At 62.3% G+C, this 16,880-nt stretch carries 18 protein-coding genes; all 18 read left to right on the top strand.

Annotation, left to right across the window (positions count from 1 at the left end; genetic code table 11):
* The first annotated feature begins 1 nt into the window (after window position 1).
* The 18 genes from OEZ71_RS01760 (at window position 2) to OEZ71_RS01675 (ending at window position 16,823) form a co-directional block, all read left to right on the top strand.
* Window positions 2–787, top strand: a complete 786-nt coding sequence (locus OEZ71_RS01760; RefSeq protein ID WP_263738205.1) for an NADH:ubiquinone oxidoreductase — start codon at window positions 2–4, stop codon at window positions 785–787.
* 7 nt (window positions 788–794) lie between these two features.
* On the top strand, window positions 795–1,028 hold the full coding sequence (locus OEZ71_RS01755; protein WP_263738204.1) for a DUF5337 domain-containing protein: 234 nt from the start codon (window positions 795–797) through the stop codon (window positions 1,026–1,028).
* 9 nt (window positions 1,029–1,037) lie between these two features.
* Window positions 1,038–2,333: an NADH-quinone oxidoreductase subunit NuoF gene (gene nuoF, locus OEZ71_RS01750; protein WP_263738203.1), complete on the top strand. Its 1,296-nt coding sequence runs from the start codon at window positions 1,038–1,040 to the stop codon at window positions 2,331–2,333.
* A 2-nt stretch (window positions 2,334–2,335) separates the two neighbouring features.
* Window positions 2,336–2,812: a DUF3291 domain-containing protein gene (locus OEZ71_RS01745; protein WP_263738202.1), complete on the top strand. Its 477-nt coding sequence runs from the start codon at window positions 2,336–2,338 to the stop codon at window positions 2,810–2,812.
* Complete coding sequence (locus OEZ71_RS01740; protein WP_263738201.1) at window positions 2,809–3,093, top strand: hypothetical protein; 285 nt, start codon at window positions 2,809–2,811, stop codon at window positions 3,091–3,093. The genes OEZ71_RS01745 and OEZ71_RS01740 overlap by 4 nt, the downstream gene beginning before the upstream one ends.
* Window positions 3,093–5,111, top strand: a complete 2,019-nt coding sequence (gene nuoG, locus OEZ71_RS01735) for an NADH-quinone oxidoreductase subunit NuoG (protein ID WP_263738200.1) — start codon at window positions 3,093–3,095, stop codon at window positions 5,109–5,111. Before OEZ71_RS01740 ends, nuoG begins: the two co-directional genes overlap by 1 nt.
* Before the next feature lie 2 nt (window positions 5,112–5,113).
* Window positions 5,114–5,509: a hypothetical protein gene (locus OEZ71_RS01730; protein WP_263738199.1), complete on the top strand. Its 396-nt coding sequence runs from the start codon at window positions 5,114–5,116 to the stop codon at window positions 5,507–5,509.
* Between the two features lie 24 nt (window positions 5,510–5,533).
* Window positions 5,534–6,571 (top strand): NADH-quinone oxidoreductase subunit NuoH, encoded by a 1,038-nt coding sequence (nuoH, locus tag OEZ71_RS01725; RefSeq protein WP_263738198.1) that lies wholly within the window; start codon window positions 5,534–5,536, stop codon window positions 6,569–6,571.
* A gap of 1 nt (window position 6,572) precedes the next feature.
* Window positions 6,573–7,067: an NADH-quinone oxidoreductase subunit NuoI gene (nuoI, locus tag OEZ71_RS01720; RefSeq protein ID WP_263738197.1), complete on the top strand. Its 495-nt coding sequence runs from the start codon at window positions 6,573–6,575 to the stop codon at window positions 7,065–7,067.
* The gene (locus OEZ71_RS01715; RefSeq protein WP_263738196.1) at window positions 7,064–7,471 is read left to right on the top strand and encodes a carboxymuconolactone decarboxylase family protein; all 408 of its coding nucleotides are present in this window, start codon (window positions 7,064–7,066) and stop codon (window positions 7,469–7,471) included. Before nuoI ends, OEZ71_RS01715 begins: the two co-directional genes overlap by 4 nt.
* Window positions 7,468–8,076: an NADH-quinone oxidoreductase subunit J gene (locus OEZ71_RS01710; protein WP_263738195.1), complete on the top strand. Its 609-nt coding sequence runs from the start codon at window positions 7,468–7,470 to the stop codon at window positions 8,074–8,076. The genes OEZ71_RS01715 and OEZ71_RS01710 overlap by 4 nt, the downstream gene beginning before the upstream one ends.
* 65 nt (window positions 8,077–8,141) lie before the next feature.
* Window positions 8,142–8,447, top strand: a complete 306-nt coding sequence (gene nuoK, locus OEZ71_RS01705; RefSeq protein WP_263738194.1) for an NADH-quinone oxidoreductase subunit NuoK — start codon at window positions 8,142–8,144, stop codon at window positions 8,445–8,447.
* A gap of 6 nt (window positions 8,448–8,453) precedes the next feature.
* The gene (nuoL, locus tag OEZ71_RS01700; RefSeq protein WP_263738193.1) at window positions 8,454–10,607 is read left to right on the top strand and encodes an NADH-quinone oxidoreductase subunit L; all 2,154 of its coding nucleotides are present in this window, start codon (window positions 8,454–8,456) and stop codon (window positions 10,605–10,607) included.
* Window positions 10,607–12,145 carry an NADH-quinone oxidoreductase subunit M gene (locus tag OEZ71_RS01695; RefSeq protein WP_263738192.1) on the top strand — a complete coding sequence of 513 codons (1,539 nt, stop codon included), beginning with the start codon at window positions 10,607–10,609 and terminating at the stop codon, window positions 12,143–12,145. The genes nuoL and OEZ71_RS01695 overlap by 1 nt, the downstream gene beginning before the upstream one ends.
* 14 nt (window positions 12,146–12,159) lie before the next feature.
* Window positions 12,160–13,599 (top strand): NADH-quinone oxidoreductase subunit NuoN, encoded by a 1,440-nt coding sequence (gene nuoN / locus OEZ71_RS01690; protein ID WP_263738191.1) that lies wholly within the window; start codon window positions 12,160–12,162, stop codon window positions 13,597–13,599.
* Window positions 13,589–14,359: a biotin--[acetyl-CoA-carboxylase] ligase gene (locus tag OEZ71_RS01685; RefSeq protein WP_263738190.1), complete on the top strand. Its 771-nt coding sequence runs from the start codon at window positions 13,589–13,591 to the stop codon at window positions 14,357–14,359. The genes nuoN and OEZ71_RS01685 overlap by 11 nt, the downstream gene beginning before the upstream one ends.
* A gap of 11 nt (window positions 14,360–14,370) precedes the next feature.
* Window positions 14,371–15,144, top strand: a complete 774-nt coding sequence (locus OEZ71_RS01680; protein ID WP_263738189.1) for a type III pantothenate kinase — start codon at window positions 14,371–14,373, stop codon at window positions 15,142–15,144.
* Window positions 15,141–16,823 (top strand): ribonuclease J, encoded by a 1,683-nt coding sequence (locus OEZ71_RS01675; protein ID WP_263738188.1) that lies wholly within the window; start codon window positions 15,141–15,143, stop codon window positions 16,821–16,823. Before OEZ71_RS01680 ends, OEZ71_RS01675 begins: the two co-directional genes overlap by 4 nt.
* The last annotated feature ends 57 nt before the right edge of the window (window positions 16,824–16,880 follow it).

Genomic DNA, 16,880 nt, shown 5'->3' with positions numbered 1-16,880 from the left:
GATGAGCAGCGCGGAATGTCGCAGGAACGTCTGGTGGGTCGCCATAGCGGGCGGCGCGCTGGTGGCGCTCATGCTCATCGTCGTTGCCAAATACGCTGTTCTTTCGGCGCTTCTGATTGGCGCGATCTTTGCCGCCGCTCTTGGCCTGTTCCTTGGCTGGGCTTTCTGCACGAAGGTCGATGAAACGCGAGCAATTGCTTCCCCGGCCCAAACTGCCGGAAAGCCTGAGCCTGTGGAAGCGCCTGAGCCTGCGCCCGTGGCAGCGAAGGAAACGGTTACACCGGCGGCGCCCTTGGTCGGCACCACCGACGCCGTGACGGTGTCGAAGGAACCGAAGTCCGAGACGCCCGCGAAGGCGAAAAAACCAGCCGCGACGAAGAAACCGAAAGCGGCCAAACCCGCCGCGAAGAAACCTGTCAAGGACAAGCCCGCACCGAAGAAGGCGGCAACCGCCTCTGCGCTCGACGCGGCGCTGGCCAAGTCAAAGGACGATCCGGTGCCGGATGCGCCCGAGCTTCTGAAAGCGCCGCGCGGCGGCAAAGCCGATGACCTGAAGCAGATCAAGGGCGTCGGCCCGAAGCTGGAAGCGCTGCTGAACGAGGTCGGCGTCTGGCATTTCGACCAGATCGCAAGCTGGAAGGCGAAGGACATCGCCCATGTCGATGCATTGATCGTGGGCTTTCACGGCCGCATCACCCGCGATGAATGGGTGAAGCAGGCGAGGGTTCTGGCCAAGGGTGGCGAGACCGAGTTTTCGAAGCGCGTCACCAAAGGTGGCGTCTATTGAGGTGTGAATGACGAAACCGAACCAAGGGGATATGCGCCTTGCCAAAGAGGCGCGGATGGTGGCGGTGGTGATCACCGCGACCATGATCCTATGGCTCGGCGCGCAATGGCTGGGCGGGAAGGCGGGCTGGGAAACCCGTTTTGTCTTCCTCTTCGACCTGGCCGCACTGGCCGCGTTCATCTGGGCGCTGGTCGTAACATGGCGGATCTGGCGGCGGCAGAAGCGGCCCGAGGGAAATTGAGGACTTAAGATGCTGAAAGATCAGGACCGGATCTTTACCAATCTCTACGGGATGCATGACCGCTCACTGGCCGGTGCGAAGAAGCGCGGGCACTGGAACGGCACGAAAGAGATCCTCGCGCGGGGCCGCGACAAGATTGTGGAAGAGGTCAAGGCCTCCGGTCTGCGCGGGCGGGGTGGCGCGGGCTTTCCCACGGGCCTCAAATGGTCTTTCATGCCCAAGCAATCGGACGGCCGTCCCTCCTACCTCGTTGTAAACGCGGATGAATCCGAGCCCGGCACCTGCAAGGACCGGGAGATCATGCGCCATGATCCCCACACGCTGATCGAAGGCTGCCTGATTGCGTCCTTCGCGATGGGTGCCAATGCCTGCTACATCTATATCCGCGGCGAATATATCCGTGAGCGCGAGGCGCTTCAGGCCGCGATGGATGAGGCTTATGACGCGGGGCTTGTCGGCAAGAATGCCTGCAAGTCAGGCTTCGATTTCGACATCTATCTCGCCCATGGCGCGGGCGCCTATATCTGCGGCGAGGAAACAGCGCTGCTGGAAAGCCTTGAGGGCAAGAAGGGCATGCCGCGCATGAAGCCGCCATTCCCGGCGGGGGCGGGGCTTTATGGCTGCCCGACCACGGTGAACAACGTGGAATCGATTGCGGTGGTGCCGACGATCCTGCGCCGGGGCCCGGACTGGTTCGCTTCCTTCGGGCGTCCGAACAATACCGGGACAAAGCTTTTCGGCATCTCGGGTCATGTGAACAACCCCTGCGTCGTCGAAGAGGCGATGTCGATTCCGCTGAAGGAACTCTTGGAAAAGCATTGTGGCGGTGTGCGCGGCGGCTGGAAGAACCTCAAGGCCGTGATCCCGGGCGGGTCGTCCGTCCCGATGCTGCGCGCCGAACAATGCGACGACGCGATCATGGATTTCGACTGGCTGCGCGAACAGCGTTCCGGCCTCGGCACGGCGGCGGTGATCGTGATGGATCAGTCGACCGATGTCATCAAGGCGATCTGGCGGCTGTCGAAATTCTACAAGCATGAAAGCTGCGGCCAGTGCACGCCCTGCCGCGAAGGCACCGGCTGGATGATGCGGGTCATGGACCGGCTGGTGCGCGGCGAGGCCGAGGTCGAGGAAATCGACATGCTGATGGATGTGACCAAGCAGGTCGAGGGCCACACGATCTGCGCCCTCGGCGACGCCGCTGCCTGGCCGATCCAGGGCCTCATCCGCCAGTTCCGCGACGAGATCGAGGACCGCATCAAGGCCCAGCGGACGGGCCGTACGGGCGCGATGGCGGCGGAGTAGTTATGAATCCGGTTACCCAGCATATCGCGGAACTGAACATCGGGCAGCTCTGGCACCCGCTGGACGACCCGCGGACGGCCGGGTTCACCGACAACTCGGAGAGGCTGAACGCGGTTGCCGAGCGGTCCAAGGGCTTTGTCTGGCGCTGCCTGCCCGAGGAGGCCGAACGCGAGACCCAAACCGTCAATCTGTATGATGGCGACCCGTGCGCCCTCTGGACAATGTCAGTCTGGGAGACACCGGAGGATCTGGAAGCCTTCGTCCACCGGACAGTTCATGGCGCGTTCCTGAAGCGCCGGTCGGAATGGTTCAAACCGCAAGATCACAAGACCTATGTGATCTGGACGATCTCCGCCGGTCACATTCCGACCCTACGCGAGGGGCTAGACCGGCTTGATCGGCTTCAGGCTGACGGCCCTACGAAAGATACCTATGATTTCAAGGCGTTGATGGCGCGCAAGGCGGAGGGCTCGGCATGATGATCTTTTCTCTCCTCGGCCCGCTGATCGCCTCGGTCCTCTACGTGATCGTCTTCCAGAAGGCGGGATTCCGGGGGGCTATCCTTGCCGTGTGCGCCGCGCCGGTCCTTGGCGCGCTTCTGGGCCGCGCGCTGTTTGGCGCGTTCTACGGGGGCGGCGGCATGGCCTTTGCCTTTCTCATTCCAACGGTGCTCTCGCTCGCACCGCTTCTTGTTCTGGCCTTCATGGCCTGGCCGCCGGTGGCCCCATCGGCGACCCGCACTTCCACGGAGAATACCTGATGTCCGACCTCCGCAAGATCATCATCGACGGCATTGAAGTCGAGGTCGATCCCTCGATGACGCTGATTCAGGCCTGCGAGGAGGCCGGGGTGGAGATCCCGCGTTTCTGCTATCACGAGCGTCTCTCCATCGCCGGGAACTGCCGGATGTGTCTGGTGGAAGTGGTCGGTGGCCCGCCGAAGCCTGCCGCATCTTGCGCGATGCAGGTCCGCGACCTGCGGCCCGGCCCGAATGGCGAGCCTTCGGTGATCAAGACCAACTCGCCCATGGTCAAAAAGGCCCGCGAGGGCGTGATGGAGTTCCTCCTGATCAACCACCCGCTCGATTGCCCGATCTGCGATCAGGGCGGGGAATGCGATTTGCAGGATCAGGCAATGGCTTACGGCGTGGACTTCAGCCGCTACCGGGAGCCGAAGCGGGCGACCGAAGACCTCGATCTGGGCCCGCTGGTGGCCACCACCATGACCCGCTGCATTTCCTGCACCCGCTGCGTGCGCTTCACGACCGAGGTCGCGGGCATCACCCAGATGGGTCAGACCGGACGGGGCGAGGATGCAGAGATCACGTCGTATCTGAACACGACGCTCGACAGCAATCTTCAGGGTAATATCATCGACCTTTGCCCGGTCGGTGCGCTGACCTCGAAACCCTATGCCTTCACCGCGCGGCCTTGGGAGCTGACCAAGACCGAGACCATCGACGTGATGGACGCGCTCGGGTCGTCGATCCGCGTCGACACCAAGGGGCGCGAAGTGAAACGCATCCTGCCGCGCAACCATGACGGCGTGAACGAGGAATGGATCAGCGACAAGACCCGGTTCGTCTGGGATGGGCTCCGCCGCCAGCGGCTCGACACGCCCTATATCCGCGAAAACGGCAAGCTGCGTAAGGCGAACTGGGCCGAGGCGCTCTCTGCCGCTGCGACTGCGATGAAGGGCAAGAAGGTTGCAGGCCTGATCGGCGATCTGGCCCCGGTTGAGGCTGCGTTCAGTCTCAAGCAGTTGATCGAAGGGCAGGGCGGTACCGTCGAATGCCGTACCGATGGGGCAAAACTGCCCGAAGGCAATCGCTCGGCCTATGTCGGCACGGCGACCATCAAGGATATCGACTGCGCGAAGTTCATTCAGCTGATCGGTACCAACCCGCGTGTCGAAGCGCCGGTGCTGAACGCCCGAATCCGCAAGGCATGGACCCATGGCGCGAAGGTGGGGCTGGTCGGTGAGGCGGTCGATCTGACCTATGACTATGCCCATGTCGGTACCGACCGGGCGGCGTTGGCCGGCCTTCTCGACCACAAGTTCGACGCGGTTCTCGATGCGCCGTCGGTCGTCATCGTCGGTCAGGGCGCGATCCGCGAGGCCGATGGCGAGGCGGTTCTGGCCCATGCGATGAAGCTGGCTGAGGCGACGAAGTCGAAACTGATGGTGCTGCACACCGCCGCCGCGCGCGTCGGCGCGATGGATGTTGGCGCGGTGACCGAGGGCGGGCTGGCCAAGGCCATCGAAGGTGCCGATGTGATCTACAACCTTGGCGCCGACGAGGTGGAGATCGCTGCCGGTGCAACGGTCATCTATCAGGGCAGCCATGGCGACAGGGGCGCACACCGCGCCGATATCATCCTGCCCGCCGCCGCCTACACGGAAGAAAACGGCCTGTTCGTCAACACCGAAGGGCGGCCGCAGCTTGCCATGCGGGCCGGGTTTGCACCCGGCGATGCGAAGGAGAACTGGGCGATCCTGCGGGCGCTGTCTGCCGAGCTTGGTGCGACTCAGCCTTGGGACACGTTGGCAGGCCTGCGGAAGGCTTTGGTCGCCGCGAATCCGCATCTTGGGCAGATCGATCAGGTGGCGGAAAACGAGTGGCAGCCGCTGAAAACCAAGGCGATGGGCAAGGCGAGTTTCGTCGGTGCGGTCGCTGACTTCTACCTGACGAACCCGATCGCCCGCGCGTCCCAGATCATGGCCGAGCTTTCCGCCATGGCGAAGGCGCGCAGCGAGAAACCGATGGCGGCGGAGTAAGCATGCGGATCTGGCCTGCGATACCGGTTCTTGCACTCGCCCTTTCGGGTGGGCTCTCGGCCTGTGCCGAGACCAGGGCCGAGATGCGCGAACCGGTCTATCGCGGGGCCGATCCGGTCGGGCTTGGCGACGATCTCTACGGTTTTCTCGTGACGATGGAGAACGCCGCCGATGAAGCTGAGGTCGAGGATTACGTGACCTGTGTCGTCGCAGGCTATGCGATGGAAAAAGAATACGGTTTTGCCCGCAAGGTGCGGGTTTATGTGAACGAAGAGGGTGGCGTTTGGAGCGCGGATGCTGTTTACAGCATCACGCCGGCACTGCCCCGTGGCGCGAAGACGATCGACGCAGGCGTGACGGCGGCCGATTGCGCCGCGCGCGGCATACCAACGGTCTGAAGAAGGACGGAACTGGGGACAGATATGGCAGAGTTTCTGGCAACACCACTGGGCACGTTCCTTCTTATTCTCGTGCAGGGCTTGGGCATCATCGCCTTCGTGATGCTGTCGCTTCTCTTCCTCGTCTATGGCGACCGGAAGATCTGGGCGGCGGTGCAGATGCGCAAGGGCCCGAACGTCGTTGGCGCCTTCGGCCTGCTGCAATCGGTGGCCGACGCGCTGAAATATGTGGTCAAGGAAATCGTCGTGCCCGCCGGGGCCGACAAGTTCGTCTTCTTCCTGGCACCCATGCTCTCCTTCGTGCTGGCGGTGCTGGCCTGGGCCGTGATCCCGTTCCATCCGGGCTGGGTTCTCGCCGATATCAACGTCGCCATCCTCTTTGTTTTCGCCGTCTCCTCGCTTGAGGTCTACGGCGTGATCATGGGCGGCTGGGCGTCGAACTCCAAATACCCGTTCCTCGGGTCTTTGCGCTCGGCTGCGCAGATGATTTCCTATGAGGTCTCGCTGGGCCTGATCATCATCGGGGTGATCATCTCAACCGGTTCGATGAACTTCTCCGCCATCGTCGCGGCGCAAGACGGCAATCTCGGGCTCTTCAACTGGTACTGGCTGCCGCATCTGCCGATGGTGGTCCTGTTCTTCATCTCGGCGCTGGCCGAGACCAACCGCCCGCCCTTCGACCTGCCGGAAGCGGAATCGGAACTCGTCGCCGGGTTCATGGTCGAGTATTCCTCGACCCCCTACCTCCTCTTCATGGCGGGCGAATATATCGCGATCTTCCTGATGTGCGCGCTGATGTCGCTTCTCTTCTTCGGTGGCTGGCTGAGCCCGATCCCGTTCCTGCCGGATGGCTGGTGGTGGATGGTCGCCAAGATGTGGGTGTTCTTCTTCTTCTTCGCGATGGTGAAGGCCATCGTCCCGCGCTACCGCTACGACCAGCTCATGCGGATCGGCTGGAAGGTGTTCCTGCCCTTGTCGATCGGCTGGGTCGTACTCGTCTCGTTCCTCGCGAAATTCGAAGTGCTCGGCGGCTTCTGGGCCCGCTGGGCGATTGGGGGCTGATATGGCGAACATCGACTACACCCGCGCCGCCAAGTACTTCCTCTTGGTCGATTTCATCAAGGGCTTCGGGCTCGGGCTGAAATACTTCTTCGCGCCGAAGGCGACGCTGAACTACCCGCATGAAAAGGGGCCGCTTTCGCCCCGCTTCCGTGGCGAACATGCGCTGCGCCGTTATCCGAACGGCGAGGAACGCTGCATCGCCTGCAAGCTCTGCGAGGCGATCTGCCCGGCGCAGGCCATCACCATCGACGCCGAACCGCGCGAGGATGGCAGCCGCCGGACCACGCGTTATGACATCGACATGACGAAGTGCATCTATTGCGGCTTCTGTCAGGAGGCCTGCCCGGTCGATGCCATCGTCGAGGGCCCGAACTTCGAATTCGCGACCGAGACGCGCGAGGAACTGTTCTACGACAAGGCGAAACTGCTTTCCAACGGCGAACGCTGGGAAGCCGAGATCGCCCGCAATCTTGAACTGGATGCGCCCTACAGATGACCGACGCCTTCGGAAAACTTTTCCAGCAGATGATGGAGCAGGGTCAGGAAATGGCCCGCGCCTTCAATCCTGCGCTGGAGAATTTCAAGGGTGCCGATCTCGACAAGCTGTTCCCCACCATGTCGAAAGACATGATGGAGATGTGGTTCGGCAAGACCTTCAACAAGGAAGGGCTCGATGCGCGGACCCGGCTGCTGGTCACCGTCGCGGCGCTGACGGTTCTCGGCGCACAGGCCGAACCGCAGATGAAACTGACGATCCGCCACGCGCTTGAGGCCGGGGCGACGAAACGGGAGATTGCCGAGGTAATCTCCCAGATGAGCCTTTTCGGCGGATTGCCCGCCATGACCCGTGCGCTGGAAATCGCGCAGAAGGTCTTCGACGAGATGGGAGATGACGCATGAGCGTTCTGGTCTTCGCCTTCTACCTCTTCGCCATCACGGCCGTGGCCGCTGGCCTCATGGTGGTCATGGCGCGCAACCCGGTCCATTCGGTCCTGTGGCTGATCCTCGCCTTCCTGTCCTCGGCGGGGCTCTTCGTGCTGGCGGGGGCCGAGTTCGTGGCGATGCTGCTGATCATCGTCTATGTCGGTGCGGTCGCGGTGCTGTTCCTTTTCGTCGTGATGATGCTCGACGTCGATTTCGCCGAGCTGAAGGGCGAGATGGCGCGCTACATGCCGCTGGGCCTTCTCATCGGCGTGGTGATCCTGATGCAGCTCGGCATCGCCTTTGGGTCGTGGCAGACGGCCGAGACGGCCGAGGCCATGCGCGGCGCGGTGGCGCCCGATGACATGCAGAACACGGCTGCCTTGGGGATGCTGATCTACGACAAGTACATCCTCCTCTTCCAGCTTGCCGGGCTGATCCTGCTGGTCGCAATGATCGGGGCGATTGTCCTGACGCTGCGGCACAGGAAGGACGTCAAACGCCAGAACGTGCTTCAGCAGATGTGGCGCGATCCGGCCAAGGCGATGGAACTGAAGGACGTGAAGCCGGGGCAGGGGCTTTGAGAACTAACCGTACCGTCTAGTCGGTGCGGGACGAAAGAAATCGGGCCGAGCCCGGAGGGACGAAAATGATCGGACTGACACATTACCTTGGCGTTGCCGCCGCTTTGTTCGTGATCGGCATCTTCGGCATCTTCCTCAACCGGAAGAACGTCATCGTCATCCTGATGTCGATCGAACTGATGCTGCTGGCGGTCAATATCAACTTCGTCGCCTTCTCGGCCTATCTGGGTGACCTTGTGGGTCAGGTCTTCACGATGTTCGTCCTGACCGTCGCCGCCGCGGAAGCCGCGATCGGCCTTGCGATCCTCGTCTGTTTCTTCCGCAACCGCGGCACTATCGACGTCGAAGACGTCAACGTGATGAAAGGGTAAAGAGCCATGACGTCCATCATCCTCTTTGCCCCGCTCATCGGCGCGCTCATCGGCGGCTTCGGCTGGCGTGTGATCGGCGAGACCGGGGCGCAGGTGGTCACGACGGGCCTGCTGTTTCTCGCGATGCTTCTGTCGTGGATCACATTCCTCGGCTTCGACGGCACCACCCAGCACATCCATATCCTTGACTTCATCCGGTCAGGGACGCTCGACACAAGCTGGTCGATCCGCCTCGACCGGCTGACGGCGATCATGCTGATCGTGGTGACGACCGTCTCGGCGCTCGTCCACCTCTATTCCTGGGGCTACATGGCCCATGACGAGAACTGGCGCGAAGGCGAGAGCTACAAGCCCCGCTTTTTCGCCTATCTCTCGTTCTTCACCTTCGCGATGCTGATGCTGGTGACGGCCGACAATCTTGTGCAGATGTTCTTTGGCTGGGAGGGCGTGGGCGTCGCCTCGTACCTCCTGATCGGGTTCTACTACCGGAAAGCCTCGGCCAACGCCGCCGCGATCAAGGCCTTCGTGGTCAACCGGGTCGGCGATTTCGGCTTCGCGCTTGGCATCTTCGGGCTGTTCTACCTGGTGGACAGCATCAACATGGACGATGTCTTCGCCGCCGCGCCCACGCTGGCCGAGACGAACCTGACCTTCCTCTGGACCGAATGGAACGCCGCGAACCTTCTGGCCTTCCTCCTTTTCGTCGGCGCCATGGGCAAATCGGCGCAGTTGTTCCTGCACACCTGGCTGCCCGACGCGATGGAGGGCCCGACGCCGGTCTCCGCCCTCATCCACGCCGCCACCATGGTGACAGCGGGCGTCTTCCTCGTCTGCCGCATGTCGCCCCTTTTCGAATACGCGCCCGAGGCGAAGTCGTTCGTGATGTATATCGGCGCGGCCACGGCGTTCTTTGCGGCAACCGTGGGCCTTGTCCAGAACGACATCAAGCGCGTCATCGCCTATTCGACCTGTTCGCAGTTGGGCTACATGTTCGTGGCCGCCGGTGCGGGCGTTTACGGCGCGGCGATGTTCCACCTCTTCACCCACGCCTTTTTCAAGGCGATGCTGTTCCTTGGCGCCGGTTCGGTCATCCATGCGATGCACCATGAGCAGGACATGCGGAACTACGGCAACCTGCGCAAGAAGATCCCTTATACGTTCTGGGCGATGATGATCGGCACGCTGGCCATTACCGGCGTCGGCATCCCGCTGACCTATATCGGCTTTGCGGGCTTCCTGTCGAAAGACGCAATCATCGAAAGCGCCTATGCCTCTGGCAACGGCTTCGCCTTCTGGGCCCTCGTCATCGCGGCCCTGTTCACCAGCTTCTATAGCTGGCGGCTGATGTTCATGACCTTCTACGGCACAGAGCGTGGCGATCACCACGCGCATGAACACGCCCATGAAAGCCCGATGACCATGGTTGCGCCGCTTGGCGTGCTCGCCCTTGGCGCGGTTTTTGCCGGGATGCTCTGGTACAAGCCGTTCTTCGGCGATCACGACCGGATGGTCAGCTTCTTCGCCATGCCACAACATGCCGAGGCTGGCGCGGAGGAGGGTCATGCCACCGAGGCGACGGATGATCACGCGGCCACGACCGAAGCCACGGCAGATCACGCCGCAACGACGGCCGAAGAGGGAACGGCGCAGGGCGCCGCGACCGATGAGGCGGCGGGTGAGCATGTCGCGATGGCAGGCGAGGCACCGCAGGGCGCGATCTACATGTCCGAGGCCTCGAACACGGTTCTCGACGACGCCCACCATTCGCCGGCCTGGGTCAAGTCCTCTCCCTTTGTCGCGATGCTGATCGGGCTTCTCACGGCTTACGTCTTCTATATCCGTGATCCGTCGATCCCGGGCCGTCTGGCCGCGCAGCAGCCGATCCTTTACCGGTTCCTGCTGAACAAGTGGTATTTCGACGAGATCTACGACGTCATCTTCGTCCGTCCGGCCAAGTTCATCGGCGGCTTCCTGTGGAAGAAGGGTGATGGCAATGTCATCGACGGCACGATCAATGGTGTCGCGATGGGCTTTGTCCCGATGCTGACCCGCATCGTGAACAAGGCGCAGTCGGGATACATCTTCACCTATGCGTTCGCGATGGTTATCGGCATCGCGGCACTTCTGACCTGGATGTCGCTCATGGGGGGCGCGCACTAATGGAAAACCTGCTTTCCATCATCACTTTCGTGCCCCTCGTCGCAGCGGCCATTCTCGCCCTTCTTCTCAAGGGCGATGATGCGGCTGCGCGGCGGAATGCCAAATGGCTGGCGCTTATCGCGACTTCGGCGACATTCCTCGTCTCGCTGTTCCTTCTGTCGGGTTTCAATCCCGGTGACACGGGCTTTCAGTTCGTCGAGGAACGCGACTGGATCATGGGGCTGAAATACAAGGTCGGCGTTGACGGCATCTCCGTCCTCTTCGTGCTGCTGACCACGTTCCTCATGCCGATCACGATCCTGTCGTGCTGGGAGGTTGAGACGCGCGTCAAGGAATACATGGTCGCCTTCCTCGTCCTCGAAGGGCTGATGATCGGCGTCTTCGTGGCGCTGGACCTCGTCCTCTTCTACCTCTTCTTCGAGGCGGGTCTGATCCCGATGTTCCTGATCATCGGCATCTGGGGCGGGAAGGAGCGTATCTACGCGGCCTTCAAGTTCTTCCTCTATACCTTCCTCGGCTCGGTTCTGATGCTGGTCGCGATGATCGCGATGTATGTCGATGCGGGCACGACCGATATTCCGACGCTTCTGACGCATCAATTCTCGTCCGAGACGCTGAACCTTCTGGGCTTCCGCGTCGTTGGAGGTATGCAGACGCTTCTGTGGCTGGCCTTCTTTGCGAGCTTCGCGGTCAAGATGCCGATGTGGCCGGTTCATACCTGGTTGCCCGATGCGCACGTTCAGGCGCCGACGGCAGGCTCGGTCGTGCTGGCGGCGATCCTGTTGAAGATGGGCGGTTACGGCTTCCTGCGCTTCTCGTTGCCGATGTTCCCCATCGCCTCGGACCTGCTTTCTGGCCTTGTCTTCTGGATGTCGGCCATCGCCATCGTCTACACCTCGCTTGTGGCGCTGGCGCAGTCCGATATGAAGAAGCTGATCGCCTATTCGTCGGTCGCCCATATGGGTTATGTGACCATGGGCATCTTTGCCGCGAACCAGCAGGGCATTGACGGCGCGATCTTCCAGATGCTGAGCCATGGCTTCATCTCCGGCGCGCTCTTCCTTTGCGTTGGCGTCATCTATGACCGGATGCACACGCGCGAGATCGACGCCTATGGCGGTCTGGTCAACAGAATGCCGGCCTATGCGCTGATCTTCATGTTCTTCACCATGGCCAATGTGGGCCTGCCGGGCACCTCGGGCTTCGTTGGCGAGTTCCTGACACTGATGGGCATCTTCCAGGTCAATACCTGGGTGGCGCTTGTTGCGACCTCGGGTGTGATCCTGTCGGCGGCCTATGCGCTCTGGCTCTACCGCCGGGTCGTGTTCGGCGACCTGATCAAGGAAAGCCTGAAGACGATCACCGACATGACCCGCCGCGAAAAGGCGATCTTTGCGCCGCTCGTTGCCATGACCCTGCTTCTGGGGGTCTATCCCAGCCTTGTGACCGACATGATCGGCCCCTCGGTCGAGGCCCTTGTCTCCGACTACCACGCCGCCATTCCCGCCGATGCGGGGATGCAGGTGGCCAGCCACTGAAGGATTGACCCGCGATGATTTCCGCTGATTTCTCCGCCATCCTGCCCGAAGTGGTTCTGGTCGTCTATGCGATGGCTGCACTTATCGGGGCGGTCTATACCGGCAAGGACGAACTGACGGGCACGCTGACTTGGGCGACCGTCGGCGTCTTTGTCGCCATCGCCGCCTGGATCGGGCTGTCCGCGCCGGGCGACGTGATGGCCTTCGGCGGCATGTTCAACGACGACGCATTTTCGCGCTTCGGCAAGGTGACGGTCCTCTTGTCCGCCGCCGCCGTTCTGGCGATGAGTCAGGACTACATGGCGCGCCGTGGTCTTGCGCGGTTCGAATTCCCGCTCTTGGTGGCCTTCGCTGTCGCGGGCATGATGGTGATGGTTTCGGCGGGCGATCTGATGTCGCTTTATATGGGCCTCGAACTTCAGTCGCTGTCGCTCTATGTCGTGGCCTCTTTGCGTCGCGACTCGGTGAAATCGACGGAAGCGGGCCTGAAATACTTTGTCCTCGGCGCATTGTCCTCGGGCCTTCTGCTCTATGGCGCTTCGCTGACCTATGGCTTCACAGGCACGACGCTCTTTGCCGGGATCATCGAGACGATTCAGGGCGGCCATGTCTCTATCGGTCTCCTTTTTGGCCTCGTATTCATGATCACCGGTCTGGCCTTCAAGGTCTCGGCCGTGCCGTTCCACATGTGGACGCCGGATGTCTACGAAGGTTCGCCGACGCCGGTCACAGCCTTCTTCGCAACGGCCCCCAAGGTCGCGGCGATGGGGTTGTTCGCGCGACTCGTCCATGATGCCTTCGGCGCCGCCGTCAGCGATTGGAGCCAGGTCGTCGCCCTGATCGCAGCTTTGTCGATGTTCGTCGGCGCGATTGCTGCAATCGGCCAGCGCAATATCAAGCGGCTGATGGCCTATTCGTCCATCGCCCATATGGGCTTTGCTCTGGTCGGGCTTGCCTCCGGTACGCAGGCGGGCGTGCAGGCGATGCTGATCTATATGGCGGTCTATGTGACGATGAACGTCGGTACCTTCGCTTTCATCCTGTCGATGGAACGCGACGGTGCGCCGGTCACCGATATCGATTCGCTGAACCTTTATTCCAAGCAGGCGCCGGTCAAGGCGCTGGCGATGCTGGTGCTTCTGTTCAGCCTTGCCGGTGTGCCGCCGATGCTTGGCTTCTTCGCGAAATACGGTGTGCTTCTGGCGGCGGTGAATGCCGACATGGTCCTGCTGGCGGTCGCGGGTGCGATCGCCTCGGTCATCGGTGCGTTCTACTACCTGCGTATCGTCTACTACATGTATTTCGGAACCGAGACCGATCCGCTTGACAGCCGCATGGTGCCCGCGCAGTGGCTTCTCCTGATGGCATCGGCGCTGGTTATGGTTCTGGGCGTCGTGAACCTGATGGGCGTCGAAGGCGCGGCGGCGGCAGCGGCCGAGATCCTTGTCCGCTGAGCGGTCTGATCCTTCGGCCTGGCCGGACGGAGTAGCCCGGCATGTGCTGGGCGAGGTCGACAGCACCAATTCCGAGGCGCAAAGGCTCGCACCCGGCCTGAGCCAGCCCACCTGGATCCTCGCCCGCCGCCAGACAGCGGCGCGGGGTCGGCGGGGCCGGGCATGGGTCAGCCCCGAGGGCAATTTCGCAGCGACTCTGGTCATGCGGCCCAATGGTGATCCGGCGAAGGCCGCGCTTCGCAGCTTCGTGGCGGCACTGGCGCTGGCTGACGCGCTTGAAACCGTCTGCGGGCCCGGGGCGACCATAACGCTCAAATGGCCAAACGATGTGCTGCTGAACGGCGGCAAGGTCGCGGGCATTCTTCTGGAGAGTGCGGGTGCTGCGGGTCAGGTCAGCCATCTGGCCATCGGCATCGGCGTCAATCTCATCGCCGCACCCCCGAAAGACGCGGTGGAGGAGGGCGCGCTGACCCCCGTTTCGGTTCAGGGCGAGACCGGCATCCGCATCCCTCCCGAAGAGTTCCTGACCTATCTGGCGGCCGCCTTCGCCCGCTGGGAGGCGCAGCTTACGACCTACGGCTTCGGCCCGATCCGTACCGCATGGCTCGCCCGCGCCGCGCGACTCGGCCAGCCGATCAAGGCCCGACTGCCCGGTGAAACAATCGAAGGCACATTCGAGACCATCGCCGAGGATGGAGAGCTTGTCCTTGTCACCTCGCAAGGCAAGCGGCACATTCCCGCTGCCGACGTCTTTTTCTGAAAGGCCCACCCATGCTTCTCTGCATCGATTGCGGCAACACCAATACCGTCTTTTCTGTCTGGGACGGGACGACGTTCCGCTGCACGCTCCGCACCTCGACCGAGCATCAGCGGACGGCGGACCAGTATTTCGTCTGGTTCTCGACCCTGATGGAGCACCACAAGGTTCCGGTGGACATCCATGCCTGCGTGGTCTCGGCCACCGCCCCGCGCGTCGTCTTCAACCTGCGTGTTCTTTGCGACCGCTACTTCAACTGCCGTCCGCTTGTCGTCGGCAAGCCCGACTGTGCGCTGCCGGTGGCACCCCGCGTCGATCAGGGCACGACCGTCGGCCCCGACCGGCTGGTGAACACCGTCGCGGGGTTCGACCGGCACGGCGGCGATATCATCGTCGTCGATTTTGGCACGGCCACGACCTTCGACGTGGTGGACACTGACGGCGCCTATATCGGTGGTGTGATCTCTCCCGGTGTCGCCACCTCGCTTGAGGCTTTGCACATGGCCGCCGCCGCTTTGCCCCATGTCGACGTAACGAAACCGCAATCCGCCATCGGCACCAATACCGTCGCCTGTATGCAATCGGGCATCTATTGGGGTTATGTCGGCCTTGTCGAAGGCATCGTCCGCCAGATCCGGATTGAGCGGGAACGGCCGATGAAAGTCATCGCCACCGGGGGCCTCGCGCCGCTTTTCGATCAAGGCACCGATATCTTCGACAGCGTCGAGGACGATCTGACCATGCACGGGCTGGTCCTGATCCACGAATACAACAAGGAACAAGCATGAGCAGCAAGGACCGCCTGATTTATCTGCCCCTCGGCGGTGCCGGCGAGATTGGCATGAACGCCTATGTCTATGGCTATGGCCCGGCCGATCAGGAACGGCTGATCGTCGTCGATCTGGGCGTCACCTTCCCTGACATGGACACGACACCAGGCGTCGATCTGATCATGGCCGACACCGCATGGCTGGCCGAAAATGCAGGCCGGATCGATGCGATCTTCATCACGCACGCGCATGAGGACCATGTCGGTGCGCTCGGCCATCTCTGGCCGCAGCTCAAGGCACCGGTCTATGCCCGAGCCTTTACCGCCGCGATTGCAACACTGAAGATGGAGGAGAAGGGCAATCCCCTTGACGTCATCAAGGTCGTGAAACCGCGCCCCGAAGTTGTGGAGGCGGGCCCTTTCAGGGTGCAATTCGTGCCGCTCAGCCACTCCATCCCGGAAAGCTCCGCTCTGATCATTGATAGCCCGGCGGGCCGGATCGTCCATACCGGGGACTTCAAGCTTGATGGCACCCCGATCGTCGGAGAACCCTTCAACCCCAACGAATGGCACGATATCGCGAATGAGGGGGAGGGCGTGAAGGTCCTGACCTGCGACTCGACCAACGTCTTCGCGCCGCTGCCGGGGCGTTCCGAGGCAACGCTGGCCGAGCCGCTTGCCGAACTCATCGCCGGGCTAGACGGGATGGTCGTGGCCACCACCTTTGCCTCCAACGTCGCGCGGCTGAAGACGCTGGCAGCGGCAGGCCGGGCGGCGGGCCGCTCGGTCTGCATGCTGGGTAGGGCGATGAAGAAGATGATCACGGCGGCGGTGGAAACCGGGGTCCTGACGGACTTTCCGCCGATCATCCAGCCAGAAGAGGCGGTGGAAGTGTCGCGCCAGAACCTCATGCTGATCGTCACCGGTAGTCAAGGTGAACGCCGGGCTGCCTCCGCCCAGCTCGCACGCGGCAAATATCTGGGGCTGGAGATGAAAGAGGGTGACACGTTCCTCTTTTCCTCGAAAACCATCCCCGGCAATGAACGCGGCGTGATCCGGGTGATGAATGCTTTTTCGGAAATGGGCGTCGATGTGGTCGACGACCGGGGCGGGCTCTACCACGTTTCGGGCCATGCCAACCGGCCTGATCTCGAGGCGGTTCACGACTTGTTGCGGCCGAAGATCCTGCTTCCCATGCATGGAGAACACCGCCACCTGCGCGAACATTGCAAGATCGGGATATCCAAGGGCATCGCAGCAGAACTCGCGACCAACGGTACCATGGTCGACCTTACCGGGGATGAGCCGGAGATCGTTGAATATATCGAGGCGGGTCGGACCTATCTGGATGGTGCGGTGCTGATCGGGGCAATGGACGGCGTGGTGCGTGACCGCATCCGCATGGGGCTGAATGGCCATGTGCTGGCGACCCTGATCCTCGACGAAGACGACCAGCCCCTGGGCGAGGTCTGGGTCGAAACGATGGGTCTGCCCGAGCTGACAAAGAACAACCAGCCGCTGGTTGACCTGATCGAAGCGGACCTGAACGAGTATTTCGACAAGGCCGCCGATAAGGTCCTGCGCGATGACGACAAGGTCGAAGAGGCGGTCAAACGCATCGTCCGGCAGGTCGCGATGGAAGAGATCGGTAAAAAGCCCGAGGTGACGGTGGTCACCAGCCGCCTGGTCGCAGAATAACGCCGGACTTTGCCTGCCGTCCGCTCCGGGTTAAGCTTTCTCGGATCGGCTGTCAGG

It is taken from the genome of Albidovulum litorale, from assembly GCF_025751495.1.
Lineage (GTDB): Bacteria > Pseudomonadota > Alphaproteobacteria > Rhodobacterales > Rhodobacteraceae > Albidovulum > Albidovulum litorale.
This window is presented reverse-complemented; position numbering and strand designations above follow the sequence as displayed.

Bases quoted from the DNA above. Each gene is read 5' to 3' on its own strand.
- OEZ71_RS01760 (WP_263738205.1), top strand. From the start codon at position 2: ATGAGCAGCGCGGAATGTCGCAGGAACGTCTGGTGGGTCGCCATAGCG.
- OEZ71_RS01755 (WP_263738204.1), top strand. From the start codon at position 795: ATGACGAAACCGAACCAAGGGGATATGCGCCTTGCCAAAGAGGCGCGG.
- nuoF (WP_263738203.1), top strand. From the start codon at position 1,038: ATGCTGAAAGATCAGGACCGGATCTTTACCAATCTCTACGGGATGCAT.
- OEZ71_RS01745 (WP_263738202.1), top strand. From the start codon at position 2,336: ATGAATCCGGTTACCCAGCATATCGCGGAACTGAACATCGGGCAGCTC.
- OEZ71_RS01740 (WP_263738201.1), top strand. From the start codon at position 2,809: ATGATGATCTTTTCTCTCCTCGGCCCGCTGATCGCCTCGGTCCTCTAC.
- nuoG (WP_263738200.1), top strand. From the start codon at position 3,093: ATGTCCGACCTCCGCAAGATCATCATCGACGGCATTGAAGTCGAGGTC.
- OEZ71_RS01730 (WP_263738199.1), top strand. From the start codon at position 5,114: ATGCGGATCTGGCCTGCGATACCGGTTCTTGCACTCGCCCTTTCGGGT.
- nuoH (WP_263738198.1), top strand. From the start codon at position 5,534: ATGGCAGAGTTTCTGGCAACACCACTGGGCACGTTCCTTCTTATTCTC.
- nuoI (WP_263738197.1), top strand. From the start codon at position 6,573: ATGGCGAACATCGACTACACCCGCGCCGCCAAGTACTTCCTCTTGGTC.
- OEZ71_RS01715 (WP_263738196.1), top strand. From the start codon at position 7,064: ATGACCGACGCCTTCGGAAAACTTTTCCAGCAGATGATGGAGCAGGGT.
- OEZ71_RS01710 (WP_263738195.1), top strand. From the start codon at position 7,468: ATGAGCGTTCTGGTCTTCGCCTTCTACCTCTTCGCCATCACGGCCGTG.
- nuoK (WP_263738194.1), top strand. From the start codon at position 8,142: ATGATCGGACTGACACATTACCTTGGCGTTGCCGCCGCTTTGTTCGTG.
- nuoL (WP_263738193.1), top strand. From the start codon at position 8,454: ATGACGTCCATCATCCTCTTTGCCCCGCTCATCGGCGCGCTCATCGGC.
- OEZ71_RS01695 (WP_263738192.1), top strand. From the start codon at position 10,607: ATGGAAAACCTGCTTTCCATCATCACTTTCGTGCCCCTCGTCGCAGCG.
- nuoN (WP_263738191.1), top strand. From the start codon at position 12,160: ATGATTTCCGCTGATTTCTCCGCCATCCTGCCCGAAGTGGTTCTGGTC.
- OEZ71_RS01680 (WP_263738189.1), top strand. From the start codon at position 14,371: ATGCTTCTCTGCATCGATTGCGGCAACACCAATACCGTCTTTTCTGTC.
- OEZ71_RS01675 (WP_263738188.1), top strand. From the start codon at position 15,141: ATGAGCAGCAAGGACCGCCTGATTTATCTGCCCCTCGGCGGTGCCGGC.